This is a genomic window from Pseudomonas berkeleyensis, assembly GCF_014109765.1.
GTDB lineage: Bacteria > Pseudomonadota > Gammaproteobacteria > Pseudomonadales > Pseudomonadaceae > Aquipseudomonas > Aquipseudomonas berkeleyensis.
In genome coordinates this window covers 2,242,934-2,268,544 of the sequence record NZ_CP059139.1, presented here as the reverse complement: position 1 = coordinate 2,268,544, position 25,611 = coordinate 2,242,934, and the positions used below count along the sequence as shown (strand labels likewise).

Sequence of the window (25,611 nt, the reverse complement as noted above, 5' to 3'; positions counted from 1 at the left end):
AGAAAGATGTCCAGTCATATTCAGCACAAATCCCAGGAAGAGCTGGCCGAACTGTTCCGCGCCGGCATGACCAGCGGCGTCGGCCGCAGCGTCAAGCACGAGAGCGCGGACAAGCACGTGTCCGGCGAAGCGATCTATGTCGACGACCGCCTGGAGTTCCCCAACCAGCTGCACGTCTATGCGCGCCAGTCCGACCGCGCCCATGCGCGCATCCTGCGCATCGACACGAGCCCCTGCTACGAATTTCCGGGCGTGGCCATCGCCATCACCAAGGATGACGTACCCGGCCAACTGGATATCGGCCCGGTGGTCGCCGGTGATCCGCTGCTGGCCGATGGCAAGGTCGAGTACGTTGGCCAGGTGGTGCTGGCAGTGGCCGCCGACAGCCTGGAAACCGCACGCAAGGCAGCCATGGCCGCCATCGTCGAATACGAAGACCTGGAACCGGTGCTCGACGTGGTCGAGGCCTTGCGCAAGAAGCATTTCGTGCTCGACAGCCACACCCACCGCATCGGCGACTCGGCCAGCAAGCTGGCCGGAGCCAAGCACCGCCTGCAAGGCAGCCTGCATATCGGTGGCCAGGAGCACTTCTACCTGGAAACCCAGATTTCCTCGGTAATGCCCAGCGAAGACGGCGGCATGCTGGTCTACACCTCGACGCAGAACCCCACCGAGGTGCAGAAGCTGGTGGCCGAAGTGCTCGGTGTGCCGATGAACAAGATCGTCATCGACATGCGCCGCATGGGTGGTGGCTTCGGCGGCAAGGAAACCCAGGCCGCCGGCCCGGCGTGCCTGTGCGCGGTGATCGCACACCTGACCGGTCGCCCGACCAAGATGCGTCTGCCGCGCATGGAAGACATGAGCATGACCGGCAAACGCCACCCCTTCTACGTCGAGTACGACGTCGGCTTCGATGACGACGGCCTGCTGCACGGCATCGAGATGGATCTGGCCGGCAACTGCGGCTACTCACCGGACTTGTCCGGCTCCATCGTCGACCGCGCCATGTTCCACTCGGATAACGCCTACTTCCTCGGCAACGCCACCATCAACGGTCATCGCTGCAAGACCAATACCGCGTCGAACACCGCCTACCGTGGCTTCGGCGGCCCGCAGGGCATGGTCGCCATCGAGGAAGTGATGGACGCCGTCGCGCGCAGTCTGGGCAAGGATCCGCTCGAGGTGCGCAAGCTCAACTACTACGGCAAGACCGAGCGCAACGTCACCCATTACCACCAGACCGTCGAACACAACGTCATCCACGAGATGACCGCCGAGCTGGAAGAAAGCGCCGAGTACGCCCAGCGCCGCCGCGACATCATCGCGTTCAACCAGAAAAGCCCGGTGCTGAAAAAAGGCCTGGCAATGACCCCGGTGAAATTCGGCATCAGCTTTACCGCCACCTTCCTCAACCAGGCCGGCGCGCTGATCCACATCTACACCGACGGTTCGATCCACCTGAACCATGGCGGCACCGAGATGGGCCAGGGCCTCAATACCAAGGTCGCCCAGGTGGTGGCCGAAGTGTTCCAGGTCGATATCTCGCGCATCCAGATCACTGCCACCAATACCGACAAGGTGCCCAACACCTCGCCCACCGCAGCCTCCAGCGGCGCCGACCTCAACGGCATGGCAGCGAAGAACGCAGCCGAAACCATCAAGCAGCGCCTGGTGGATTTTCTCGTACGCGAATACAAGGTCACCCCGGAAGACGTCGAATTCCGCAACGGCCAGGTGCGCGTGCGTGACCACTTCCTGTCGTTCGAGGAGATGATCCAGAAGGCCTACTTCGGCCAGGTGTCGCTGTCCTCCACCGGTTTCTACCGCACGCCGAAGATCCATTACGACCGCAACAAGGCTGCCGGCCGTCCCTTCTACTACTACGCCTACGGCGTGGCCTGCGTGGAAGTGCTGGTGGACACCCTGACCGGCGAGTACCGCATGCTGCGTGGCGACATCCTGCATGACGTCGGTGACTCGCTGAACCCGGCCATCGACATCGGCCAGGTCGAAGGTGCCTTCGTCCAGGGCATGGGCTGGCTGACCACCGAGGAGCTGGTGTGGAACGCCAAGGGCAAGCTGATGACCAATGGTCCTGCCAGCTACAAGATTCCCGCCATTGCCGATATGCCCATCGACCTGCGGGTGAAGCTGGTGGAAAACCGCAAGAACCCGGAAGACACCGTGTTCCACTCCAAGGCCGTTGGCGAGCCGCCGTTCATGCTCGGCATCGCCGCCTGGTGCGCCCTGAAGGACGCCGTGGCCAGCCTGGCCGACTACAAGGTGCAACCGCAGATCGACGCGCCAGCCACGCCCGAGCGCGTGCTGTGGGGCGTGGAGCTGATGCGCAAGTTGAAAGCACAGACCAAGGCGGCCAGCGCTGCCGAGGTCGAACCGGCCTGACACGTAGCCCGGATGAAATCCGGGGGAACCCTGCCCCGGATTGCATCCGGGCTACGACTGGAAACAATGAGGTGTACAACAATGACAAAACACACCGAACCGAATAATCCACCCGCTCGCCCGGCGCCGGAGCCGATTCTCGATCCATCGCCGAGCAACTGGCGCCTGCCGCGCCCGGGACAGACCACGCCTTCCTGGAGGCTGAGCAAATGAGCTGGATCAGCGCTCTCGCCGAGCTGCAAGACAAAGGTGAAGCCTGCGTGCTGGTGACCATCATCGAGGAGCGTGGCTCGACGCCGCGCAACGCCGGCTCGAAGATGGTGGTCACCGCCGAGCGCATCTTCGAGACCATCGGCGGCGGCCATCTGGAATACAAGGCCATGGAGCTGGCCCGCGAAATGCTCGCCAGCCGCAGCCTGGACACTCGCCTGGAGCGCTTCTCCCTCGGCGCCAGCCTGGGCCAGTGTTGCGGCGGCGCCACCGTGCTGCTGTTCGAACCCATGGGCCAGCCGCAGGCGCAGATCGCCGTGTTCGGTGCCGGCCACGTCGGCCGCGCGCTGGTACCGCTGCTCGCCAGCCTGCCGTGCAAGGTGCGCTGGATCGACTCGCGGGAAAACGAATTCCCCGAGCAGATACCGGCCGGCGCGGAGAAGATCGTCAACGATGAAGTGGTCGATGAAGTGGATAACATGCCGCCCGGCAGCTACTACATCGTCATGACCCACAACCATCAGCTCGACCTTGAACTGACCGCAGCCATCCTCAAGCGTGATGACTTCGCTTACTACGGCCTGATCGGCTCGAAGACCAAGCGCGTCAAGTTCGAGCACCGCCTGCGCGAACGTGGTTTCACCGAGGATGTGATGGCGCGCATGCGTTGCCCGATGGGTCTGCCCGAGGTGAAGGGCAAGCTGCCGGTGGAAATCGCCGTGTCCATCGCCGGCGAAGTGATCGCCACCTACAACGCCACCTTTGGCCAAGAGGTGAAGAAAGGCGAGTCCAGCGTCGCGAGGTTATTGCCGGCCTCACGCCGTTCCTGATCCGGGCCGCCATGGCGCGTAGGGTGTCGCGGGGCCGCCTAGGCTGCGCGCACCGCCCCTATTTTTCCGGTGCGCATGGCGCACCCTACCCATGAGATTCGAACGATGAGCAACACCCGCAAAGCCTACCGCGCCGCCATCCTGCACAGCCTCGCCGACCCGGCCGTCGTCGGCGTCGAGCAGTCCTACCAGTATTTCGAGGACGGCATCCTGCTGATCGAGAATGGCAAGGTCGCCCAGGTCGGCGCTGCTGCCGATTTGCTGCCGAAGTTGACCGGCGTCGACGTCCAGCACTACCGCGACGCGCTGATCACCCCCGGCTTCATCGACACCCATATCCACTACCCACAGACCGGCATGATCGCCTCCTACGGCGAGCAGTTACTGGACTGGCTCAATACCTACACCTTCCCCACCGAAAAACAGTTCGAAGACAAGGCGCACGCCGCCGAGGTCGCGGACATTTTCCTCAAGGAACTGCTGCGCAACGGCACCACGACTGCGCTGGTGTTCGGCAGCGTGCATCCGCAATCAGTGGACGCCTTCTTCGAAGCGGCGCAGAAGCTCGACCTGCGCATGATCGCCGGCAAGGTGATGATGGATCGCAACGCCCCAGACTATCTCACCGACACCGCCGAATCCGGCTATGCCGAGAGCAAGGCGCTGATCGAACGCTGGCATGGCAAAGGCCGCCTGCACTACGCCGTCACCCCGCGCTTCGCCCCTACCAGCACGCCACAGCAACTGGATCTGGCCGGCAAGCTGTTCGGCGAATATCCCGACCTGTACATGCACACCCATATCTCGGAGAACAAAGCCGAGGTGGCCTGGGTCAAGGAACTGTTCCCGGCGCGGAAGGGCTATCTGGACGTCTACGACCACCACAAGCTGATCGGCCCGCGCGCGGTGTTCGCTCACGGCGTGCACCTGTGCGACGAGGAATGCGCGCGACTGGCCGAAACCGGCTCGGCGGTGGCGTTCTGTCCCACCTCCAACCTGTTCCTCGGCAGCGGCCTGTTCGACCTGAACAAGCTGGAACAACACGGCGTGCGCGTCGGCCTGGGCACCGATGTCGGCGCCGGCACCAGCTTCAGCCAGCTGCAATCGCTGAACGAGGCGTACAAGGTGATGCAGTTGCAGGGCAAGAAGCTCGACCCGTTCAAGTCGCTGTACCTGGCCACCCTCGGCGGTGCCAACGCCCTGTATCTGGACGACAAGCTCGGCAACTTCCTGCCCGGCAAGGATGCCGACTTCCTGGTGCTCGATTACAACGCCACACCGCTGATGAGTTATCGCATGCAACAGGCGCGCAGCCTGGATGAAAAGCTGTTCGCCCTGACCATGCTCGGCGACGATCGCGCAGTGAAGGAAACCTTTGCCGCCGGGGTATCGGTGCACCAGCGCGAAGGCTGAAGGAAAGCACTAAACACCGTAGGGCGGGTGCAACCCGCCACAGCGCCAATGGCGGGTTACACCCGCCCTACGAGAGCAACTCAATAACCGCGTGAAAAATCCACTTCGCCGCGCAGGCTCTCACCGGCCTGCCAGCGCGCCAGGTTGTCGAGAAACAGATCGGCCATCAGGGACGGATCGGTAGGCGCCGAACTGTGGCCAGTGAGCAGCAGACGCGGCGCTGTCCAGAACGGATGATCCGCAGCTGGCGGCTCTTCACGACAGACGTCGATCACCGCCCCCGCCAGTTGCCCCTGCTCCAGCGCCGCGACCAGATCGGCATCCACCACCGCACTGCCGCGTCCGGCGTTGATCAACAGCGCCTGCGGACTGAAACGCGCCAACAGCGCGGCATCGTAGAGATCGCGTGTGGCCGGGGTGTCCGGCAACAGGTTGATCACGTAATCAGCCCAGCCGACCTGCTCCGGTAAATCCTGCACACCCAGCACTTCGGTAAACGGCGCCTGCTGACGCGGCTGGCTGGCGACGCCGCGCAGCACGATGCCGAACGGAGCGAGAAACTCGGCGACGCGCTGACCGATATCGCCGCAACCGACGATCAATACCCGGCGGCCACTCAGACTGCGTGGCAGGGCATGATCCCAACGCTGCTCCACCTGGGCCGCCAGGCGGGCGAACAGACGCCGCTCATGCGCCAACACATGGCCGAGCACATACTCGGCCATCACCTGACCGAAAATCCCTACGGCACGGCTCAAGCGGTAATCGCGCGGCAGATCAGCCGCCAGCAGCGGCGTGATGCCCGCCCAGGTGGACTGCAACCACTGCGGGCGGTGGCCCTGGCGTAGCAGCGGCACCAGCAGATCCGGCTGGCCCAGCCATACGTCGCAATTGCCTGCGGCCGAGCTCAGCGCCCGGACATCACCGCCAGTCACCAGTTGCACTTCGGGACAAACGGCGTTGACGCGCTTGGCGTAGAGCGCGTGGTCATCCTCGGCAATCAGCAGGCGCATGGCTCAGACCGGATCGTTGCGACGCAGCAACTCGTCCGGAAGGTGCTCGATGTACTCCTCCTCGGGCGGCGGCATCTGCAGGTGGTAGCCCTGTTTCTCCAGGTTATCCAACACCTGGGTGATGTCCTCGCGGGCCAGTTGCCGCTCGGGGCTCAGCACCAGGTCGAAAGCATGCGCAGGGGCGCCAAACACGCTCAGCAGACCTTCGGGAACACGGCTCAGGGCGTCGGCCTTGAGCACGTAGAGGTACATCTCGTTCTTGCGCGTACTCTTGTAGATGGAACAGATGCGTTTCACGCGGATTCTCCTTCGCTGGCCAGACAATCGAGTAGTGCCTGGCCCATCAACTCCCGGCGCCAGCCGCGCAGGGAATCGGGCAATTGATACGGGCCGTTGGGGTAACCGCTTTTCAGCAGGGCCTCCAGGGTTTTCTTGCGCAGCATCAGCTCGGGCACGATGTCCAGGCGCTCACCCTCCTGCTGGCCAATGGCGCGCAGTTTCTTCAGCAGGGCCGAGGCTTCGATCGGCAGCGGCTCGGGCAGTGCTTGCGGCCACTGTTCCGGCGGCAGCGCAGCAGCATCGCGAATCAGCTGCAGCAGGGTCTCGCCATCCTGACGCACGGTTTTCGGATGCATGTCCTCGATCCGCGCCAGCGCCACCAGGTTGTCCGGCTGGGTGCGCGCCAACGGCCACAGCGAATGCTCGCGCAGAATGCGGTTGCGCGGTTGATTGCGCGCACGCGCCTCACGCTCACGCCAGGCGCACAGCGCACGCAGCACAGCCTGCTGCTGACGCGACAGTTTCCAGGCCAGCTTGGCATCCCGCCAGGCATCTTCGGGAGCGACTTCACGACCGAGGTTGGCGACCAGTTCGGCGCCATCCTCCAGAATCCATTCGACCTTCTGCGGCGCCAGGCGGGCCATCAGCGCGCGGTACACCTCGACAAGGTGCAGCACGTCCTCGGCAGCGTAGCGCACCTGCAGTTCGGACAACGGCCGCTGCAGCCAGTCGGAACGGGTCTCGCCCTTAGGCAGTTCGATGTCCAGCAGCGCCTGCACCAGGCGCGAGTAACCCATGGAGAAACCGAGATTGAGGTAACCGGCTGCCAGTTGCGTATCGAACAGCGGTGTCGGCAGGCTGCCGGTCAGGCGCAGGAAGACTTCCAGATCCTCGCTGCACGAATGCAGCACCTTGACCACGCCCGGCGCCTGGAGCAATGCAGAGAACGGTGTCCAGTCACTGATGCGCAGCGGATCGATCAGATAGGCCTGTTCGCCACCGCTGACCTGCAGCAGCCCGGCGATGGGGTAGAAGGTGTCGACGCGCATGAACTCGGTATCGAGCGCGACGAAGGGCAGCGTCTGCCAGGCAGCGCAGTGTTCGGCCAGGCTGGCGTCGTCGAGTATCCAGTGAATGTCGTTAGCCACGCGGCTCTCCCGTAAAGAATGGCGCGCAGTATATATGCCCTGGCCGGATGCTGGGCATTCGGCCCGTCGATGCCCGCCGACAGCATTCATCGATACCTGTAAGCTTGGCCGCGACCAGGTCTGCCAGATACCTGGCAGTCTCCACGACACGGAACCCCAATAATGAAAAAACTGCTGCTCCTGCCGTTGGTCGCCGCCATCGGCTATATCGCCTTCTTCCCCAGCCCCATCGACCCGCTGGCCTGGGAAGCGCCCAAGGCGCCAGCCATGACCGGCGTACTGGAACCCAACGACACCCTGATGAAAGCCGAGCTGCTCGCGCGCGGCCAAGTGCATGGCCCGGAAGATACCGCCGTGGATGCCGAGGGTCGCGTCTATGCCGGCCTGCATGACGGGCGCATCGTTCGCGTGCTGAAGGACGACAGCGTGGAAACCTTCGCCGAGACCGGAGGCCGACCGCTGGGCATGGATTTCGACGCCAGCGGCAACCTGATCGTCGCCGATGCCTATAAGGGCCTGCTAAGCATCGATGCGCAGGGCAAGATCAAGGTGCTGAGCACCGAAGCCGACGGCCTGCCCTTCGCCTTCACCGACGACCTGGACATCGCCAGCGACGGCACCATCTACTTCAGCGATGCCTCCTCGCGCTTCGAACAACCCGACTACCTGCTCGACCTGCTCGAGGCTCGCCCGCACGGCCGCCTGCTGGCCTTTGATCCGGCGACCGGCAAGACCCGCGTACTGCTGAAGGATCTGTACTTCGCCAACGGCGTGGCACTGTCAGCCAACGAGGATTTCGTGCTGGTCAACGAAACCTATCGCTATCGCATCACCCGCTACTGGCTCAAGGGCGACAAAGCCGGCCAGCACGATATTTTCATCGACAACTTGCCCGGCCTGCCGGACAACCTTCAGGGTGATCGCAAAGGCACCTTCTGGGTCGCCCTGCCCACGCCGCGCAAGGCCGATGCCGACTTCCTCCACCGTCATCCCTGGCTCAAGGCACAGCTGGCCAAGATGCCGCGCTTCATGTGGCCGAAGGCGACGCCCTACGGTTTCGCCATCGCTCTCGACGAGCAGGGCAATATCGTGCGCAGCCTGCACGACACCAGCGGCACGCATCTGCGCATGGTCACCTCGGTGAAACCGGTGGGCGACTACCTGTACTTCGGCAGCCTGGACAACGACCGCATCGGCCGACTGGAACTGCACTGAAATACCAATGCCCCGATCCGCTGGGTCGGGGCAGCTTCCCGGTGCGCACGGCGCACCCTACGAGATTCCGCGCCGCTGCTCATCGCCCTTCGGCAGACGCCCCGCGCAGGGTCATCATCGCGCTGGTGACGATGGCGATCACCTTGCCGTCCTCACGGCGAATCTCGCACCGATAGTGGCTGACCGTCCGACCGCGATGCTCCGCCCAGGCATGGGCTTGCAGCCGCGCCTGCCAGACAGGCCGCAGGAAGGTCGTCTTCAGTTCGATGCTGGTGAAACTCTCGCCTTCCTGCATCAGCGTCGAGTGCGCCGTACCGATGGCGGCATCGGCCAGTTCGCAGAGCAGGCCGCCGTGCACTGTCCCCTGCTGATTGCCATGGCGCTGCGCGTCGGCATCCAGTTCGATGACGGTCATGGCCTCGCCGATGGCGACGAGGCGAAAACCCAGCAACTGCGAAATCGCGGTGGGGTAGCGCATATGCGTCACCTCGTTCTCGGCCAGCGTGCCGGACAACTGCCGCTGCAGGTACTCCAACACGGGAAGGGTCTGGCTCATGCGATCTCCTGTTTGCGCCGAATTGCAGGTCAGAAAAAAGGCCGTGATATCAGCTCCAGCCCCAACAGCAGCAGAAACAGCAGGAAGCACTGACGAAAGCGCCGAGCGCTGATGCGCGCGCGAATCCGCTGCCCCAGCCACATTCCGGCAAGTGCCGGCAGGATGGCCAGTGATGACAGACCCAACTGATCAACCTGCAAGGCGCCATGCACCAGCAAGCCAGCGGCCAGCGCCAGGGTCGAGACCGTGAACGACAGCCCCAGCGCCTGCACCAGCTCGTCCTTGTCCAGGCGCAGCGCTTGCAGATAAGGCACCGCCGGCATCACGAAAACACCGGTCGCACCGGTGATGATCCCGGTGACCAGGCCGATCAGCGGCGACAGCCAGGGCTCGGCGCGCACCGGAATCGAAAGCGACGGGGAGATCAGCGCGTAGCCTGCATATCCCATCAGGGCGATGCCCAGCGCCAGGCCCGACCACAGCGGATCGACCCGCACCAGCAGCGCCGCTCCGCCCACGGTGCCCAGGACAATGCCCAGCATCATTGCCCAGAAGCGCCGCAGCAGACTTAGCACCGCCGGCCCGGCCAGCAACTGCCAGAGATTGGTCAACAATGACGGGATCACCAGAATCGCCGCCGCCGCGGCAGGTGCCATGGCAGTGCCCAGCAGGCCCATGGCCACGGTGGGCAAGCCCATGCCCGTGACGCCCTTGACCAGGCCGGCGAGCAGGAAGGTGAGCGTTAGCAGGAGGAAGAAGGCGTATTCGTTCATGCCGGTATTGGAGCCGGACGGGCCACTTGGCACAATGCGGTTCTTGCCCTCTATCCTTCGGATTATCCGAAGTCAGAACCCACGAGCGACGATATGCGCCTCGACCTTGCCGATCTTCAGTTATTCCTTTGCGTGGTGGATGCCGGCAGCATCACCCAAGGCGCCGTGCGCGCCAACCTGGCACTGGCCTCGGCCAGCGAGCGGCTGCGCAGCATCGAGGCCGCAGTGGGCGTCGCCCTGCTGGAACGGCGGCCGCGCGGCGTGATCACCACCGAGGCTGGAGATGCCCTGGCCCACCACGCACGCCTGATCCTGCGTCAGCAGGCCTTGCTACGCGGGGAGTTACGCGATTTCGCCACAGGTGCTCTGGGCACCTTGCGCTTGTATGCCAATACGTCGGCGCTGACGCAGTTCCTGCCTCACAGGCTGGCCCCCTGGCTGGCCGCGCGCCCTCGCCTGCATGTCGAACTGAAAGAGCGCACCAGCGCCGAGATCGTCCGAACCATCGCTGCCGGGTTGGCCGAAGCCGGTGTCGTGTCCGATGCCATCGAGGCGGATGGCCTCATCCTGCAAGCCATCGCGAAGGATCACCTGGCCCTGATCGTGCCTGCCACATACCGGCTCGCCGAACGCACCAGCATCCGTTTCGCCGAGGCCAGCGACGAGCCCTTCGTCGGTCTGTCACCCGGCAGCGCCCTGCAGGATCACGTGGACGCGCACGCACGCGACATCGGCAAGACGCTGAACGTGCGCATCCGCATGAAAACGTTCGAAGGGGTGTGCGAGATGGTTGCCGCAGGCGTCGGCCTGGCTATCGTCCCACAGGCTATCGCCAGACGGCAGCAGCGCCGGCATGGCTACCGGACGCTAGCGCTGGCCGACGACTGGGCGCGCCGGCAACTGTGCCTGTGCTACCGGGACTGGGAACAGCTGTCTGCACCGATGCGCAGCCTGCTCGAGCACCTGGGCGGTGTGCCGTGTGCGCTCAAGTAGGGTGCGCCATGCGCACCAGCGTTCCCGGACGATCGGTGCGCGCAGCGCACCCTACGGGGAAACCTGACGATCAGACCACGCCCTGCGCCAGCATGGCGTCGGCCACCTTGACGAAGCCGGCGATGTTGGCGCCCTTGACGTAGTTGATGCGGCCATTTTCCTCGCCATGGTGTACGCAGGCGTGGTGGATGTTCTGCATGATGCCGTGCAGACGCTCGTCCACCTCACCGGCGCTCCAGTGCAGGCGCATGGCGTTCTGGCTCATTTCCAGACCACTGGTGGCCACGCCGCCAGCGTTGGACGCCTTGCCCGGCGCGTAGCAGATGCCGGCCTCGACGAACAGATCCACCGCTTCCAGGGTCGAGGGCATGTTGGCACCCTCGGCCACACAGATGCAGCCGTTCTTCAGCAGCGTGCGGGCGTCTTCACCGTCCAGTTCGTTCTGCGTCGCGCAGGGCAGTGCGATGTCGCACGGCAGGTCCCAAGGGCGCTGCCCGGCGAGGAACGGCAGGCCATAGTGCTCGGCCATTTCGCGCAGGCGGCCACGGCGTACGTTCTTCAGATCCATCAGGTAGAGCCACTGCTCCTCGCTCAGACCGCCCTCGGCGTACAGCGTGCCTTCGGAGTCGGACACGGAGATGACCCGGCCACCCAGCTCCATCACCTTCTGCGCCGCGTACTGGGCGACGTTGCCGGAACCGGAGATGGCCACGCGCTTGTCCTCGAAACCCTGATCGATGCGCTTGAGCATTTCCTGGGCGAAGTACACGCAGCCATAGCCAGTGGCTTCCGGGCGAACCAGGCTGCCGCCGTAGCTCAGGCCCTTGCCGGTCAGTACCGAAGTGAACTGGTTGGACAGGCGCTTGTACTGGCCGAACAGGTAGCCGATCTCACGGCCACCGACGCCGATGTCACCGGCCGGCACGTCCAGATCCGCGCCGATATGGCGGTACAGCTCGCTCATGAAGGATTGGCAGAAGCGCATCACTTCGCCTTCGCTCTTGCCCTTGGGGTCGAAGTCCGAGCCGCCCTTGCCGCCGCCCATGGGCAGCGAGGTCAGGGAGTTCTTGAACACCTGCTCGAAGGCGAGGAACTTGAGCACACCCAGGTTCACCGACGGGTGGAAACGCAAGCCGCCCTTGTACGGGCCGATGGCACTGCTCATCTGCACGCGATAACCGCGATTGACCTGTACCTGACCGCGGTCATCGACCCACGGCACACGGAACAGAATGGCGCGCTCCGGCTCGACCATACGCTCGAGAATACCGGCCTCGCGGTAACGCGGGTTGGCCTCGAGGAAAGGCCACAGGCTGCGCACCACCTCTTCCACCGCCTGGTGGAATTCGGGCTGGTCAGGATCACGCTGCTTCAGACGCGACAGGAAAGAATCGACGGACAAGGACATGCGGCACCTCGACACCACAAAGAAAAAGTGGCCGGCACTCTATCAGGCGGCAAAGCACCAAAACAGATCAAAATGTCGCCTTGATGAAACTTTTTAGTGCATTTACTCGCACAGCAAGACTGGATACGGCTCTATATCGCGACTCTAATGGCCTTATGGCGCACCAAAACAAAACCATCGCCGCACACATTTTGCCCACCCATCTGACCTGCTGTGCACGACGGGGCCACGGCGCGATCTCAATGGAGGATCGAACAGCAGGCTAGACGGTATGATTGGGCAAACGTTGCTACGACACAGGAGGCACCATGCCACTCGCTCAACTGATCAGCACGGAACAACTTCAACAACGTCTAGGGCAGGAAAACCTGCTGATCCTGGACTGCCGCTTTGCCCTCGAAGACCCGGCATACGGACGCCGCAGTTATCTTGACGGACATATTCCGGGCGCCCACTTCCTCGATCTCGAACAGGATCTGTCCGCGCCGGTGATCAAGGGCGTGACCGGCCGCCACCCCTTGCCTGATCCCAGTGCGCTGGTCGAACGGCTGCGTGCCTGCGGCCTGCGTGACGATAGCCAGGTAGTGCTGTATGACGACGGCCCCGGCGCGTTCGCCGCTCGTGCCTGGTGGCTGCTGCTGTGGCTGGGCAAGCGTGATGGCCTTTATCTGCTAGATGGCGGCCTGAAAGCCTGGCGCGCAGCGGGCCTAGAAGTGGACACACAGCCACCGGGCAACGCCCCCGGCGACTTCAGCGCCAAGCCCGACAGCAGCATGCTGCTGAGCGCCGAACAACTGCTCTTGCGCCTGGGCAGCAGCGACCTGACCTTACTGGATGCCCGCGCCCAGCCGCGTTTTCGTGGCGAAGTCGAACCCCTCGACCCGGTTGCCGGACACATCCCCGGCGCCCAATGCGCAGTCTTCACCGACAACCTGGGCGCCGATGGACGCTTTCTGCCTCAGGAAGTGCTGCGCGAGCGTTTCGACACACTGCGTGGTGCTCGCCCGGTCGAACAGTTGGTGGCCTATTGCGGTTCCGGCGTCACCGCCTGCCACAACCTGTTCGCCATGAGCCTCGCCGGTTATCCGCTGGCACCGCTCTACGCCGGCTCCTGGAGCGAATGGATCACCGATGCTGCACGCCCGGTCGCCACCGGCGACTGACTGGCGGCCTTAAGCACAAATCGAAATATGCCCAATAACTCAAATCCGGAATCAATTTAAAAACAGCCCTTTACAGCTGAAATATCGCACTAGACTTGAAAATGAGCGGCTAACCCCGCTTCCGGTGGGGCCTTTATCGAAAGAGCCACTAGAAAAGCTGCCACGCGCCCGGCCCCACCGGCCCCCTTCGCGAGGATGCCATGGGAATAGCCGCCTGCGATCTCAGCCAGCATGTGATCCGCCCTACCCTGCTCTATCTCGACCGCCACTCGGCCCCTGCCGAAGCCTTGTTGCTAGGCGCTGCCGCCTGCCAATCGGCACTGGGCAGTGCGCTGGACGCCGCCACGGGTCATGGCCTCTACCGCATCAGCCAACAACAGCACCTCACACTCTGGGATCAGCACCTGGCCCGTGATCCGGAACTCGCCAGCCGGGTACGCGGCCTGGCCAGCCAGCATGCCTTTCTCGATGCTCCCCACCTCGAGCTGACCGTCAACCTGCGCTACGCCACGGCGATCGCCTGGTTACTGGTGGAGAGCGAAGAGCTGGAGCTGCCCGCCGCCGATGACTTGCTGGCAATGGGCCGAATTTGGTGCAAGGTTTTTCAACCGCAAGGGCGCCAACATGACTTCCTCGATGCCTGGCAGCGCTGTATCGCCCCCGCCAGCCAAGCGGCTTGACCAAATAGTCAGAAAAAATTTCTAGAAGATCCGCACAGAATCACGCCAACTGTCCGACAAAGCCCTCTATTTCGGGAACCTCAGCGCCTTGGCAGGGGTCAGGAAAAACTGTAGCGTGCGCGCCCCTCGCCTCACCATAGGAGTTCCCCCGTGAGCAAACGCCTCCTCAAGACCGGTCTGGCCGTTGCCATCACCGCCACATCGAGCCATGGCTTCGCCAGCGGCTTCGCCCTCAACGAGCAAAGCATTTCCGGCATGGGTACCTCCTTCGCCGGTCGCTCTTCGTCCGCCGATGACGCCAGTACCGTGTTCGGTAACCCGGCCGGCATGTCGCGCCTGAAACGCGATGAAGTGTATGTCGGTGCTGCCGTGATCCACGCCAAGAGCGATATCAGCAACGCCAGCGCCAATGCCGGCCCGCTTTCGCTGGCAGGCAGCAATGATGGCGACATGGTGCCGACCACCGGTGTGCCCATGGGTTATTACGTCAAGCCTCTGGACGACAAGGTCGCCTTTGGCCTTGGCGTTTACGTGCCCTTCGGCCTGATGACCGACTACGAAAGCAATTTCCAGGGCCGTTACCACGCCAACAAGAGCTACGTGCGCGTGATCACCGTGCAACCGACCCTGAGCTACCGCTTCAACGACAAGTTGTCGGTCGGTTTCGGTCCGACCTTCAACCATATCGAAGGCGAACTCAGCTCCTCCGTGCTCAACCCGCTGAGCCCTGGCAGCAACGACGGCAAGGTGAAGGTCAAAGGTGATGACACCGCCGTCGGCTTCAACGTCGGTGTGCTCTACGAGCTCACGCCACAAACCCGCGCCGGCCTGGTGTACCGCTCACGAGTGAAATACGAACTGGAAGGCGATACGCGGGTTTCCGGCAGCGGCGCGCTGGCGGGCATCGCCGGCAAGTACGACGCCAACCTGGATCTGACCACCCCCGAGTCGGTGGACATGTCCATCACCCACGAACTGAACGATGCCCTGACGCTGTATGTCGGCAGCACCTGGACACGCTGGAGCCGTTTCAAGGAAATCCGTGTGGAGAACGACTCCACCACCCTGCCGGCCAACCTCGCCACCATCGTCGAAGAACAGAACTGGCATGACACCTGGGCACACGCGATTGGCCTGTCGTACAAGGTCAACCCGCAGTGGACGCTGCGCACCGGTATCGCCATCGACCAGTCACCGATCAATAACGTCGACCGCTCGCCACGCGTACCCTCTGGTGACCGCACCATCTTCAGCGTCGGCGCCGGCTGGAGCCCGACCCAGGACATGACCATCGACGTGGCCTACTCCTACCTGCAGGAAGAGTCGGTGGACGTGAACCATCAGAGCGCGACCCGTGGCGACTACCGCGCACGCTACAAGAACAGCGCGCACGGCCTGGGGGCATCGCTCAGCTATCGCTTCTAATCGCAGCGCAGCATTGGCTACACTCACGCGGCAGAACAACAATAAAAGCCGCGTGAGAACATCATGACTGCCCTCTGCACCACCCTGCCCGACAACCTCCGCCTGTTGCTGGTCGACGACCACCGCATCTTCCTCGACGGCCTGTCCCTGGCGCTGTCGCCACTGAGCCAGAACGTGCAGATCCATACCGCGCATAACGCTGCCGAAGCGGAGCAATGCCTGCGCCAGCATGGCTACGACCTGATCCTGCTCGACCTGCGCCTGCCCGACGAACCGGGCCTCGACCTGCTGCAACGCTGGCTGGCACGCGGCGAAAGCACGCCGGTGGCGATCCTCAGTGCCAGCGACTCGGCACTCGACGCCCAGGCCGCGCTGGCGGCCGGCGCCCTCGGCTTCATCCCCAAGAGTTCCGACGGCAACGCCCTGCGCCAGGCGGTAACCCGCGTCCTGCTGGGCGAAACCCTGCCGGCACCGAGTAGCACCTCACCACTGACACCCAGGCAGCTGGAGATTCTTCGACTGCTGGCAGAAGGTTTGCCGAACAAGGCCATCAGCCGTCAGTTGGGCCTGGCCGAAGACACGGTGAAAACTCATCTCAAGGCGCTGTTCGAAACCTTCGCCGTGCACACCCGCACCGCCTGCGTCAGCGCCGCTCGCCAGCGTGGCTGGCTGTGATCAGCTGAGCACCGGGCGGACTTGCAGCTGAGTGGCCAGCACCTGACGCAAGCGCGCCGGTAACAAGGGCTTGCCCAGAGGAATGACGTGCGCCGGCAGACAACGCTCGTGCAGTTCAGGGCTCAGGTCGGCCGTGATCAGCAATGCCGGCAACATCTGCCCGGCCGCCTCGCGCAAGCGCTCGATGGCCTGCAATCCATCCCCCTTCTCGGCCAACCGATAGTCGCTGATCAGCAACTGCGGCGCCTCCTGCTGCAGGGCCTGCAACGCACTGGCCAGATCGGCGCAGGCCTGCACCTCGCAGCCCCAGCGGCGCAGCAGACCGGCCAAGGCTTCGCGTCCGGTGGCGTCGTCCTCGAGCAACAGGATGCGTCCGTGCAATGCCTGCACAGCATCGACACGTGGCGCTTGCGCCGGCACCTCGGCAAGCGGCAACTGCAGGACGAAGCGTGCACCAGCACCAGGCTGGGAGTGCAACTGCAAGGGGTGCTCCAGCACCTCGGCCAGTTGCCGCACGATGGCCAGCCCCAGACCGAGACCGCGCTCGGCATTGCGACCGGGATTGTCGAGCTGACGGAACTCCTCGAACACCAGTGCCTGCTCCGCCTCGCTGAGGCCCCGGCCATCGTCCGCCACCGTTAGCACGAGCGCATCGCCATCACGTCTTGCACTCAAGCTCAGATGCTGTGCCTGCGCGTGCAGCAGAGCATTGTTCAGCAGGTTGCGCAGCAGTCGCTCGAGCAGCAGCGGATCGCTGTGCACGCCACAATCGTCGCAGTGCAACTCCAGGTGCAGGCCCTGTTGATGCGCCTCCGGGGCCACTTCAGCGATCAGCCGTTCGAGCAAGGGACGCAGGGCGAATGCATGCGGCCTGGCCTGCACGCCACCTGGCAAGGTCAGGCGGGTGTAGTCGAGCAGCGACTGCAGCAGGCGCCCCAGCTGTTCCACCGAAGCGGCCAGACGCGCGCTGATGCGCCGGGTCTGCTGGTCACCGCCCTGCTCCACCAGGTGTTCGGCGTACAACCCCATGGCGTTGAGCGGCTGGCGCAGATCGTGGCTGGCCGCTGCCAGCAGGCGCAGCTTGCGGGCGTCATCCGCTTCGGCACGCTGGCGCGCCAGATCGAGCAAACGCAGGTTCAGCCAGGCACCGCGCTGTCCATGCTCCTGCATATAGGCACCGACGCTGCCGATCAGGTTGGCGCAGAACAGAAACAGCCCCTGATAAGCCAGCTCGCCCCCGGTTTCACCGAACAGCACACCGATGACGATGAACAGCAGGCAGAAGCTCCAACTGCTCAAACTGATCGCACGAAATGACAGCCCCGTCAGGGCGTAGCCGAACAACAGGATGAGGAACAGGCCGTCATAGGGCATCGGCACGCCCTGCTGCCAGCACAGGTGCACGATCAGTGCGACGCTGACACCGTTGATCCAGTAGGCCGCGGCGTAGGTCAACGGCACCCTGGCAGGTGGCGCCTCGGCCCGCCGACAGTAGAAAAAGGACAACGCCAGCGCCACCAGTGCAAGCATGCGTAGCGGTAGCACCGACAGGCTGACCGCCAGCGGCATGAGCAGAAAATCGAGCAACGCATAGATCAGCTGGAACAACGCGGCGGTAGGCGCAATCAGGGGCAGACGCCGGCGAATGCGCTGCACCCGGTGCTCGGCGAAACCCGCCTCCAGCTCGGCGACGAAACGCAGTGAGCGATAACCTCGGCGCTGCTGAGCCAGGAGCAGACGCTCACTCATGGGCAGCGCCCTCAGGGTTCGAGCGGCTCCGGCTGTTTCGCAGCGATGGCGTCATAGGTTTCCACACGGTGTCGGTCTTCACTGCTGAACAACCGCTCGCGCAGCTGACGCTGCAGTTGCTCGCCATCTGCTTCGCTCAGCCCCCTGCCTTGCAGGCTGGCCAACTCATTGCGATAGGCCTGGTAGTGCTGCTGCCAATCGCGCTCGCGGCGCTGTTCATCCAGCAGGCGCTGCACGGTGTGCGGATCATAGGTCATCGCCAGGAATTCGCGCACCTGCTGCTCGTCCGCGCCATCACGCCAGAGTTGCTCGCTGCGCTGCAGTTGCTTCAGGGCCAGTTGCTGGCGCTGCTCGCTTGCGCGCAGCGCGTCAGGCAGACGCTCACGCAATTGTTCGAGCATCTGCGTGCGCTGGGCTTCACCGAGATCATCGCGCTGCTGCAATGCCAGGCTATCGAGTGTGAAACGGGCATAGGCCTGTTCGGCGCCGAATAGCGCCTCCTGCGCGGCCGCAGAGAAATGGGCACGGCGCAACTCGTCGAGACGGGCAAAAGCCGACTGCAGTGCCTGCAACTGCGCCTTCGGCTCGATCTGCTGTTGCGCATCCAGCGGCTGCTGCATCAGCGCCATGCTGGCGCGTTTGTAGTCCAGGTAATCGCCGAGCAGGCTGATCATCTGCCCAAGCGCCGGCTCCGGCAGACGCCGCCCGGCATCGGCCAGCAGCGCCTCGATCACCGTATCGAGCCCGGAATGATCGACTGCACTGAGGAAGTAATCGAAGTAGTCACGAACCGCCAGATCCAGCACCAGATTACCGGCTGCGTCAGTGCGCAACTGGCCATCGACCTCGGTATCGACCAGGCTGGGCAAGGTCGCGGCCACTGGCGTCTGCGTATCATCGGGTGTTGCCGCGGAGAAGGCTGAAACCTCGCCCGGCGCGGCCTGCATCGGCGCTACCGTGAGCGCCGTGACGGGTGCTGTTTCGGGCACGGCCGCCGGCCAGCGCCAGTACAGGGTAAGTCCACCCACCAGCACCACGGCAACCAGGGAAAGGCTGAAGAACCTGGACATGCAACCTCATTGCGGCGGGCATTACCCCGCCGCGTTCATCTGGATCAGACGCCCTTGTTCTTCAGGCGGTTGGCATGCTGGCGATACAGCGAAACCGGCTCGGTCCAGCCACGAATGCCGAACAGGTGGTTGATCGCATCGACATGGTTCATGTTGTAGCTGTCGTCGATCACCTGCCCCAGGTAAGTGGAGCACACGCCCACCAGGCCATCGTTCTTCTCGCTGCCGAACACCAGACCGGTGAAGGCCAGGAATGGGTCGGCGGCGTCGAGCACGTTGGTGTAGGACGAGTTACCGGTCCACGAGTAGTAGCGGATGCTGTGCCCGCGCACGTTGTGCACTTCAGTGGATTTGGCGCAGTAGCTGCTGGTATTGACGCCCCAGGGATGACGGCTGTTGAGCGCGGCGGTGCCCGAGGTGGTCAGGGTACCCAGGGCGTTGATGCCGCTCTGCGGATTGCTTGCTCCGGAAAGCAGGTTGATCACCGCGCCAAGAGCATTGGCGATGGCATTGGCGCCGCCTTCGATACCGCTGCCCGGCGGCAGCACACCGCGCACCACATCGGCCACTTTCGAGCCCTTGTTGACGCCGTTGATCGAGGTCACCGAGGCCACCAGATCCGGACGTAGCGAAGCGGCCACACGCGAAGTCGGCGACCCCTGGCTATGGCCGATCAGGTTGACCTTGCCACCACCGGCCGCGGCCCAGGGCACGATCTGCCGGGCCAGCTCGGCGCCGCGCTGCTCGCTGTCGTTGAACGCCGCCACGCTGGCGACATGCACGCGGGCACCATCGCGTTCGAGGTTCCAGGGAATGGTATGGAAGTAATTGACCAGACCACCGATGGTGTTGAACCCGGTCACGCCGTGCACCAGCACGATCGGGTACTTGGTCTTGGTGTAGTTGGCCTGGGCCTCGACGGCGCCAAGCAGAGCGAGTGTTGCAAGGGCAGTTGTATAGACGCGACGCATGGGTGCCTCCTTATTGTTCTTGTGGGCACGCCGGGTGAACTGCGTCCGGCGCCTGGCCAGTCTAGGCAGGCAGGCGGATACGGCCCATCGCCCAGATGGGTGAAGGACCGTGAAACAAAAAAGACCCAGAACCTGTTCAAAGTCTCGCGAGCTAGAGTCATGCAAGGCAAAAGCAGGGGAGGAAGCGGAGTGTGCTGTAGCACATGAGCATTCCGAGCCTGTTTTTAACGCAGCAGGGCCGACGCGCAGCAGACTTTGAATAGGTTCTCAGGGTTGCGAAGCGATCGCCTTCTCAACCGCGGCGATCAGCTCAGGATCGTCCGGTTTGGTCAGGCTGGAGAAACTGGCCACCACCTTGCCCTGGCGGTCGACCACGTATTTGAAGAAATTCCAGCGCGGTTGCCGGCTCTGCTCGGCCAGTCCCTTGAACAACGGAATGGCGTTGGCACCCGAGACCGGCTGCGGTTCGGTCATGGTGAAGGTCACGCCGTAATTGACGTAGCAGACGGTAGCCGTCTCCTTGCTGTCGGCGGATTCCTGGCGGAAATCGTCGGACGGCACGCCCAGCACTTCCAGGCCCTGATCCTTGTAGCGCTGATAGAGCGCTTCGAGCCCTTTGAATTGCGGGGTGAAGCCGCAGAAGCTGGCCGTGTTGACCACTACCAACGGCTTGCCGGCGTACTGACAGAGATCGACGCTGCTGTCCTTGCTACGCAGCTTGGGCAGCTCGCCCTGGAGCATGGCCGGGCATTCAGCGGCCAGCACCGGCAACGCCAGACTGGAGAGCAACAAACAGCAGGCAAAACGATGCAGTGACATGACCGTGACCTCGAGCGATAACGCGATTTCATCACGCTACTCGCAGGTCACGCCCCAGGCAACTAGCAGATACCCACGCCCAACTGCAACAGCGCCAACCCACCCTGACGCCAGCCCCACCAGGCCAACGCCAACAATAGGCCGAGGCCCAAGGTCAGACCGGCGAAGAGCAATGCCTTGCGGCTCACGCCGGTGCACCTTGCAGACGTGCGACCGGTACCTCACGCACCGGCCAGTTCAGGGCTGCTGCCATCACACTCAGACCGATGGAGATCTGCCAGACCAGGTCGTAGCTGCCGGTGGTGTCGTAGAGATAACCGCCCATCCAGCCACCGAGAAACGAGCCGAGTTGATGGAACAGGAAGACGATGCCGGCCAGCATGGACAGGTTACGCACCCCGAACATCGTCGCCACCGTGCCATTGGTCAGCGGCACCGTCGACAGCCACAACAGGCCCATGGCGATGCCGAACACGTAGGCGCTCCACTGCGTCAGGGGCGCCACCAGGAACAGGGTGATCACCACACCACGTGCCAGGTACAGGGCGCTGAGCAGGCGAGGTTTGGACATGCGCCCACCGAGCCAGCCAGCGATGTAGGTGCCGAAGATGTTGAACAGCCCTACCAGCGCCAGCACCGTGGTGCCAGTCAAGGCTGGCAAGTGATGATCGACCAGGTAGGCTGGCAGGTGCACGGCAACGAACACCACCTGGAAGCCGCAAACGAAGAAACCCAACGCCAGCAGCCAGAAACCCGAGTGACTGGTAGCCTCGCGCAGTGCTTCGCCCAGCGTCTGCTGCGGGACATTGCTAGTGGGTGGAGGTGTTTCCTTGATCATCGCCGCGAGCGGGATCATCAACGCCACCAGCAGCCCCAAGGCCAGTAGCGCAGCCGACCAGCCGAGCCAGCCGATCAGCCCGAGCGTACCCGGCAGCATGGCGAACTGGCCGAACGAGCCTGCCGCCGCGGCGATGCCCATGGCCATGCTGCGTTTCTCCGGCGGCACGGCGCGCCCGACCACACCCAGAATGACCGAGAACGAGGTGCCGGACAGGCCGATACCGATCAGCAGACCGGCGCTCAACGACAGCGACAGCGGCGAATCGGCCATGCCCATCAGCACCAGGCCGAGCATGTACAGCACCCCGCCGGTAACGATGGCCTTGCGCGCACCGAAGCGGTCGGCCAGCGCACCAGTGATTGGCTGGGCGATGCCCCAGATCAGGTTCTGCAGGGCAATGGCGAAAGCGAAGACCTCACGCCCCCAGCCAAACTCGGCACTCATCGGCGGCAGGAACAGGCCAAAACCGTGGCGTGTGCCGAGCGAAAGCGCCAGGATCAGCGACGCGCCAAGCAGCAGCCAGGTGGTTGAACGCCATACAGTTGTCATCGTTATCTCCAGCGTACGGCCGTTAGCGACCGTGTAGGCAGTGACTCGGCCATCAGGCCAGCTCTTCAAGTAGTTTCATCAGTTCGGCACGGCGTTCCTCACCCAACTGCGCATTCAACTCACGCTGGGCCTGTTCCCACAGTGGCAGCCCTTGTTGGATGCGTTGCAGGCCGGCTTCTGTGAGCCGTACCTCGCGGGCGCGCAGGTCGCGCCCCTCCCCCAGCTGTAACAGTCGCTGCTCCTCCAGCACCCGCAGATTGCGTCCCAGGGTGCTGCGATCGAGCCCCATGGCTTCGGCCAGCACGGAAATGCTCGGCTGCCCGAGCCGTTGCACATGACGCAGCAGGGAAAACTGCGCGACACCGAGCCCGACGGCAGCGAGGGCGTCATCGTAGAGACGGGTAACGCCGCGACTGGCGCGGCGTAATTGGGTACAGAGGCAGGAGGTCGGTAACATGGATACAGGTATATACCCGCATCAACCATTCACACTCATACAGTTGCACGCTGCATCGGCATAACAGTTGTGTTCAGAGGCTGAGAGCCAGGGCCAGCAACGCGCCGCACTCGGCCAGTTCGACCAGCGCACCGGCCGTATCGCCAGTGGTACCGCCGAGGCGTTGCAGCAGGGCTCGACGCAACCAGGCGAACAACAGCAAACCAGCCGCCAGGGCCAGCAGCCCTTGCCAGCCGAACAGCAGCATGCCCACCACGTGAGCACCCAGCACCCAGGGCAGTTGCCGACGCGGCAAATGATCGGCCAGCGCCTGGCCAAGCCCACCGGCCCGCACATAGGGCGTGGTCGCCAACAACAACGGCAACAGGCTGCGTCCCAACCAGGGCAGCAGCAGCAGGTAAATGCCCTGCCCGGCTTGCAGCAGCGTGAACAGAGCGGCGAACTTGAGCAACAACAGCAGCACCAGCACCACGACCGCGATGGGGCCACTACGCGGATCTTTCATGATCGTCAGCGTCCGCTCGCGATCACCGAAGCCGCCCACCCAGGCATCGGCCGTATCGGCCAGGCCGTCCAGGTGCAGGCCGCCACTCAGCGCGACCCACAGCGCCAGAATGATCGTCGCCTGCAGTAGCGCCGAAGTCTGCCCCAGTAACAGATGAGCCCCCCACAGCAGCAGGCCGAGCAATAATCCCACTGCCGGGTACCAGAGCAGCGAGCGCCCCATCTGTTCCGGCGTCGGCATGCCCGGCAGGCTGACCGGCAAACGGGTGAGAAACTGCAGAGCGATCAGTAGCGCGATCATGGCAATTCCGTCAGTTGCCCGTCGGCAGCCAGGCTCAGGCGAAAACGCTGGGCATAGCCGACGTTGACCTGCAGCAGATCCTGGCGTGGCAGGCCGCGTGCCCGCGCCAGCAGCAGGCGCATCACGCCACCATGAGTGACCAGCAGCAGACGCTCCCCCGCATGGTTGTGCTGCAATCGTTGTAACGCAGCCAGTACACGCGCCTCGAATTGCAGCAACGGCTCGCCATTGGGCGGCGTGAAACCATAGGGGTCGGCCCAGAACTGGCCCAGTGCTTCAGCATCGCTCTGCATCAGTTCGGCAGCGCTGCGCCCTTCCCAGTCACCGAAATGCAACTCCTGCAGGCCTGGCTCATAGTGCAGCGGCAGGGCATGGGCCGTGGCCACTTCCTCGGCAAACCGTGCGCAGCGCTGCAGCGGCGAGCTGATCAGGCGGTCCCAGGGGCCGGCATCCTGCACGGCGGCACGCAACTGTGCCCAGCCTTGCTCGGTCAGCGCGTCGTCCAGGCTACCGCGCAGCCCACCACCCTGCTCGGTCTCGCCATGGCGCAGCAGTTCCAGCTGCAGCATCAGCTCGGCCTCTGCGCCACGGCGGCTTCGGCGAAGGTCGCCATCTGCCCATGCAGGGCGCAAGCCAGGCGCAGCAACGGCACAGCCAACGCGGCCCCGCTGCCTTCACCCAGGCGCAAACCGAGCTCCAGCAACGGTTGCGCCTCCAGCGCCTGCAGTACGCGCACATGCCCCGGCTCGGCGCCGTGATGGGCGAACAGCAGCCAGTCGCGGCAGCCAGGGTTCAGGCGCACGGCAAGCAAGGCCGCAACGCTGCAGATGAAACCATCGACCAATACCGCCATACCTTGCTGCGCGGCGGCCAGATAGGCGCCGGTGAGCGCGGCGATCTCGAAACCGCCAAGGTGGATCAGTGCCTGCAACGGCCCGTCGATTTGTGCCCGGTGCAGTGCCAGCGCGGCATCGATCACCCGCGCCTTGTGCGCCACACCGGAACTGTCCAGGCCGGTGCCGGGGCCGGCCAGGTCGCTCGCCGGGCAAACCAGCAGCCAGCAGGCCAACGCCGCCGCTGCCGTGGTGTTGCCAATGCCCATCTCACCGCCAACGAACAGATCACAACCAACGGCACGGGCGCGCTGGATGCTGTCGCGCCCAGCCTCCAGACAGATCAGCGCCTGGGCCAGGGTCATCGCCGGTTCGCGGGCAAAATTCTGCGTACCGGCGCCGACCTGCAGGTGACGCACGCCAGGCAACGCTGGCAACGGCTCAGCGGTTCCCAGGTCGATCACCTCGAGCGCCGCATCCAACTGGCGGGCGAGCACGCTGATGGCTGCGCCGCCGCTGACGAAGTTGGCCAGCATCTGCCCGGTCACCGCTTGCGGATAGGCGGAAATACCCTCGGCTACCACGCCATGGTCACCGGCAAAGATGCCGATCCACAACTTGTCCAGGCTCGGCCGCTCACGCCCCTGCAACGCCGCCAGATGGATGGCGAGATGCTCCAGGCGCCCCAACGACCCCGTGGGTTTGGTCAACTGCTGTTGCCGCGTTTCGGCCTTGGCCCTTGCAACATGATCGAGCGGCTGACACGGCCCTTGCCACCATTGCAGACTCATAACGCATCCCCCTTGAGCACCATGGGCAGCCCGGCCACGGTGAACAGCACACGCTGGCTGCGTTCGGCCAGCGCCTGGTGCAGCCAGCCGGCCTCATCGACATAACGGCGAGTCAGCTCGCCCAACGGCACCACGCCCAGCCCGGTTTCGTTGCTGACCAGCAGAATGCGCCCTGGCAACGCATCCACACAGCCGAGCAACAGCTCGCGCTCAGCCTCAAGCCGCGCCGAATTCTCCAGCATCAGCAGATTGGTCAACCACAGGGTCAGGCAATCCACCAGCAGGCAACGACCGGGCGCAGCCTGCTCGCGCAGCACCCGGGCCAACGCCAGTGGCTCCTCGACCAACGCCCAGTGCGCAGGCCGACGTGCGCGATGCTGAGCGACGCGCGCATTCATTTCGCCGTCGAGCGGCTGGCTGGTGGCGATGTAGACGACCTCCAAACCGGACTCGTCGGCCAGCTTCTCGGCCAGCCGGCTCTTGCCGGAACGAGCACCGCCGAGGATCAATTCAAGCATCTTCACTCCGTAGGGTGCGCTGTG

General features: G+C 64.0%; 26 protein-coding genes. 9 read left to right on the top strand and 17 right to left on the bottom strand.

The features are described 5' to 3' along the window. Positions 1-6: 6 nt before the first annotated feature. The 3 genes from xdhB to guaD all read left to right on the top strand — a co-directional run bounded on the left by xdhB (position 7) and on the right by guaD (position 4,856). Positions 7-2,403 carry a xanthine dehydrogenase molybdopterin binding subunit gene (gene xdhB, locus HS968_RS10650; RefSeq protein WP_182371219.1) on the top strand — a complete coding sequence of 799 codons (2,397 nt, stop codon included), beginning with the start codon at positions 7-9 and terminating at the stop codon, positions 2,401-2,403. 209 nt (positions 2,404-2,612) lie between these two features. Beyond that, the gene (gene xdhC / locus HS968_RS10645) at positions 2,613-3,443 is read left to right on the top strand and encodes a xanthine dehydrogenase accessory protein XdhC (RefSeq protein ID WP_182371218.1); all 831 of its coding nucleotides are present in this window, start codon (positions 2,613-2,615) and stop codon (positions 3,441-3,443) included. 105 nt (positions 3,444-3,548) lie between these two features. Continuing rightward, complete coding sequence (gene guaD, locus HS968_RS10640; RefSeq protein ID WP_182371217.1) at positions 3,549-4,856, top strand: guanine deaminase; 1,308 nt, start codon at positions 3,549-3,551, stop codon at positions 4,854-4,856. A gap of 80 nt (positions 4,857-4,936) precedes the next feature. On the opposite strand, the gene HS968_RS10635 is transcribed toward guaD, so the two are convergent. The 3 genes from HS968_RS10635 to rnd are packed head-to-tail and all read right to left on the bottom strand — an operon-like array spanning position 4,937 to position 7,296. After that, entirely contained in the window at positions 4,937-5,869 is a 933-nt protein-coding gene (locus HS968_RS10635; protein ID WP_182371216.1) for a D-2-hydroxyacid dehydrogenase, read from the bottom strand. Between the two features lie 3 nt (positions 5,870-5,872). Continuing rightward, positions 5,873-6,166, bottom strand: a complete 294-nt coding sequence (locus tag HS968_RS10630; protein WP_119695085.1) for a YcgL domain-containing protein — start codon at positions 6,164-6,166, stop codon at positions 5,873-5,875. Continuing rightward, positions 6,163-7,296 carry a ribonuclease D gene (gene rnd / locus HS968_RS10625; RefSeq protein WP_182371215.1) on the bottom strand — a complete coding sequence of 378 codons (1,134 nt, stop codon included), beginning with the start codon at positions 7,294-7,296 and terminating at the stop codon, positions 6,163-6,165. The genes HS968_RS10630 and rnd overlap by 4 nt, the downstream gene beginning before the upstream one ends. 162 nt (positions 7,297-7,458) lie before the next feature. Between rnd and HS968_RS10620 the strand changes: the two genes are divergently transcribed. Continuing rightward, the gene (locus HS968_RS10620) at positions 7,459-8,511 is read left to right on the top strand and encodes an SMP-30/gluconolactonase/LRE family protein (RefSeq protein WP_182371214.1); all 1,053 of its coding nucleotides are present in this window, start codon (positions 7,459-7,461) and stop codon (positions 8,509-8,511) included. Between the two features lie 79 nt (positions 8,512-8,590). Here the strand turns inward: HS968_RS10620 and HS968_RS10615 are convergent, their stop codons facing one another. After that, the gene (locus HS968_RS10615; protein ID WP_182371213.1) at positions 8,591-9,067 is read right to left on the bottom strand and encodes a PaaI family thioesterase; all 477 of its coding nucleotides are present in this window, start codon (positions 9,065-9,067) and stop codon (positions 8,591-8,593) included. Between the two features lie 29 nt (positions 9,068-9,096). Next, the gene (locus HS968_RS10610; protein ID WP_182371212.1) at positions 9,097-9,840 is read right to left on the bottom strand and encodes a sulfite exporter TauE/SafE family protein; all 744 of its coding nucleotides are present in this window, start codon (positions 9,838-9,840) and stop codon (positions 9,097-9,099) included. 93 nt (positions 9,841-9,933) lie between these two features. Here HS968_RS10610 and HS968_RS10605 point away from each other — a divergent pair, with 93 nt between their 5' ends. Continuing rightward, on the top strand, positions 9,934-10,833 hold the full coding sequence (locus HS968_RS10605) for a LysR family transcriptional regulator (RefSeq protein ID WP_182371211.1): 900 nt from the start codon (positions 9,934-9,936) through the stop codon (positions 10,831-10,833). Between the two features lie 70 nt (positions 10,834-10,903). On the opposite strand, the gene gdhA is transcribed toward HS968_RS10605, so the two are convergent. Then, positions 10,904-12,241 (bottom strand): NADP-specific glutamate dehydrogenase, encoded by a 1,338-nt coding sequence (gene gdhA, locus HS968_RS10600; RefSeq protein ID WP_182371210.1) that lies wholly within the window; start codon positions 12,239-12,241, stop codon positions 10,904-10,906. 308 nt (positions 12,242-12,549) lie between these two features. Between gdhA and HS968_RS10595 the strand changes: the two genes are divergently transcribed. The 4 genes from HS968_RS10595 to HS968_RS10580 all read left to right on the top strand — a co-directional run bounded on the left by HS968_RS10595 (position 12,550) and on the right by HS968_RS10580 (position 16,184). Next, entirely contained in the window at positions 12,550-13,404 is an 855-nt protein-coding gene (locus HS968_RS10595; protein WP_182371209.1) for a sulfurtransferase, read from the top strand. 200 nt (positions 13,405-13,604) lie between these two features. Continuing rightward, on the top strand, positions 13,605-14,084 hold the full coding sequence (locus HS968_RS10590; RefSeq protein WP_182371208.1) for a hypothetical protein: 480 nt from the start codon (positions 13,605-13,607) through the stop codon (positions 14,082-14,084). A 150-nt stretch (positions 14,085-14,234) separates the two neighbouring features. Further along, on the top strand, positions 14,235-15,509 hold the full coding sequence (locus tag HS968_RS10585; protein WP_182371207.1) for an OmpP1/FadL family transporter: 1,275 nt from the start codon (positions 14,235-14,237) through the stop codon (positions 15,507-15,509). Between the two features lie 63 nt (positions 15,510-15,572). Further along, entirely contained in the window at positions 15,573-16,184 is a 612-nt protein-coding gene (locus tag HS968_RS10580) for a response regulator transcription factor (protein ID WP_182371206.1), read from the top strand. Here the strand turns inward: HS968_RS10580 and HS968_RS10575 are convergent, their stop codons facing one another. The 11 genes from HS968_RS10575 to cobU all read right to left on the bottom strand — a co-directional run bounded on the left by HS968_RS10575 (position 16,185) and on the right by cobU (position 25,587). Then, complete coding sequence (locus HS968_RS10575; protein WP_182371205.1) at positions 16,185-17,933, bottom strand: hybrid sensor histidine kinase/response regulator; 1,749 nt, start codon at positions 17,931-17,933, stop codon at positions 16,185-16,187. Positions 17,934-17,944: 11 nt separating this feature from the next. After that, positions 17,945-19,003 (bottom strand): lipase secretion chaperone, encoded by a 1,059-nt coding sequence (locus HS968_RS10570; protein WP_182371204.1) that lies wholly within the window; start codon positions 19,001-19,003, stop codon positions 17,945-17,947. Between the two features lie 44 nt (positions 19,004-19,047). Further along, a complete protein-coding gene (locus HS968_RS10565; protein WP_119695072.1) occupies positions 19,048-19,974 on the bottom strand; it encodes an esterase/lipase family protein in 927 nt (308 codons plus the stop codon). Between the two features lie 267 nt (positions 19,975-20,241). Beyond that, the gene (locus HS968_RS10560) at positions 20,242-20,793 is read right to left on the bottom strand and encodes a glutathione peroxidase (RefSeq protein WP_106736089.1); all 552 of its coding nucleotides are present in this window, start codon (positions 20,791-20,793) and stop codon (positions 20,242-20,244) included. A 62-nt stretch (positions 20,794-20,855) separates the two neighbouring features. Further along, positions 20,856-20,981, bottom strand: a complete 126-nt coding sequence (locus HS968_RS26515) for a hypothetical protein (protein WP_267895744.1) — start codon at positions 20,979-20,981, stop codon at positions 20,856-20,858. Continuing rightward, positions 20,978-22,183, bottom strand: a complete 1,206-nt coding sequence (locus HS968_RS10555) for an MFS transporter (protein WP_106736091.1) — start codon at positions 22,181-22,183, stop codon at positions 20,978-20,980. The genes HS968_RS26515 and HS968_RS10555 overlap by 4 nt, the downstream gene beginning before the upstream one ends. Before the next feature lie 52 nt (positions 22,184-22,235). After that, complete coding sequence (locus tag HS968_RS10550) at positions 22,236-22,640, bottom strand: MarR family winged helix-turn-helix transcriptional regulator (protein WP_182371203.1); 405 nt, start codon at positions 22,638-22,640, stop codon at positions 22,236-22,238. 73 nt (positions 22,641-22,713) lie between these two features. After that, positions 22,714-23,445: an adenosylcobinamide-GDP ribazoletransferase gene (locus HS968_RS10545; protein ID WP_182371202.1), complete on the bottom strand. Its 732-nt coding sequence runs from the start codon at positions 23,443-23,445 to the stop codon at positions 22,714-22,716. Next, positions 23,442-24,017: an alpha-ribazole phosphatase family protein gene (cobC, locus tag HS968_RS10540; protein ID WP_202884214.1), complete on the bottom strand. Its 576-nt coding sequence runs from the start codon at positions 24,015-24,017 to the stop codon at positions 23,442-23,444. Before cobC ends, HS968_RS10545 begins: the two co-directional genes overlap by 4 nt. Beyond that, positions 24,014-25,069, bottom strand: coding sequence for a nicotinate-nucleotide--dimethylbenzimidazole phosphoribosyltransferase (gene cobT / locus HS968_RS10535; protein ID WP_182371200.1), 1,056 nt, complete (start codon positions 25,067-25,069; stop codon positions 24,014-24,016). The genes cobC and cobT overlap by 4 nt, the downstream gene beginning before the upstream one ends. Next, positions 25,066-25,587 (bottom strand): bifunctional adenosylcobinamide kinase/adenosylcobinamide-phosphate guanylyltransferase, encoded by a 522-nt coding sequence (gene cobU / locus HS968_RS10530; RefSeq protein WP_182371199.1) that lies wholly within the window; start codon positions 25,585-25,587, stop codon positions 25,066-25,068. Before cobU ends, cobT begins: the two co-directional genes overlap by 4 nt. Between the last annotated feature and the right edge of the window lie 24 nt (positions 25,588-25,611).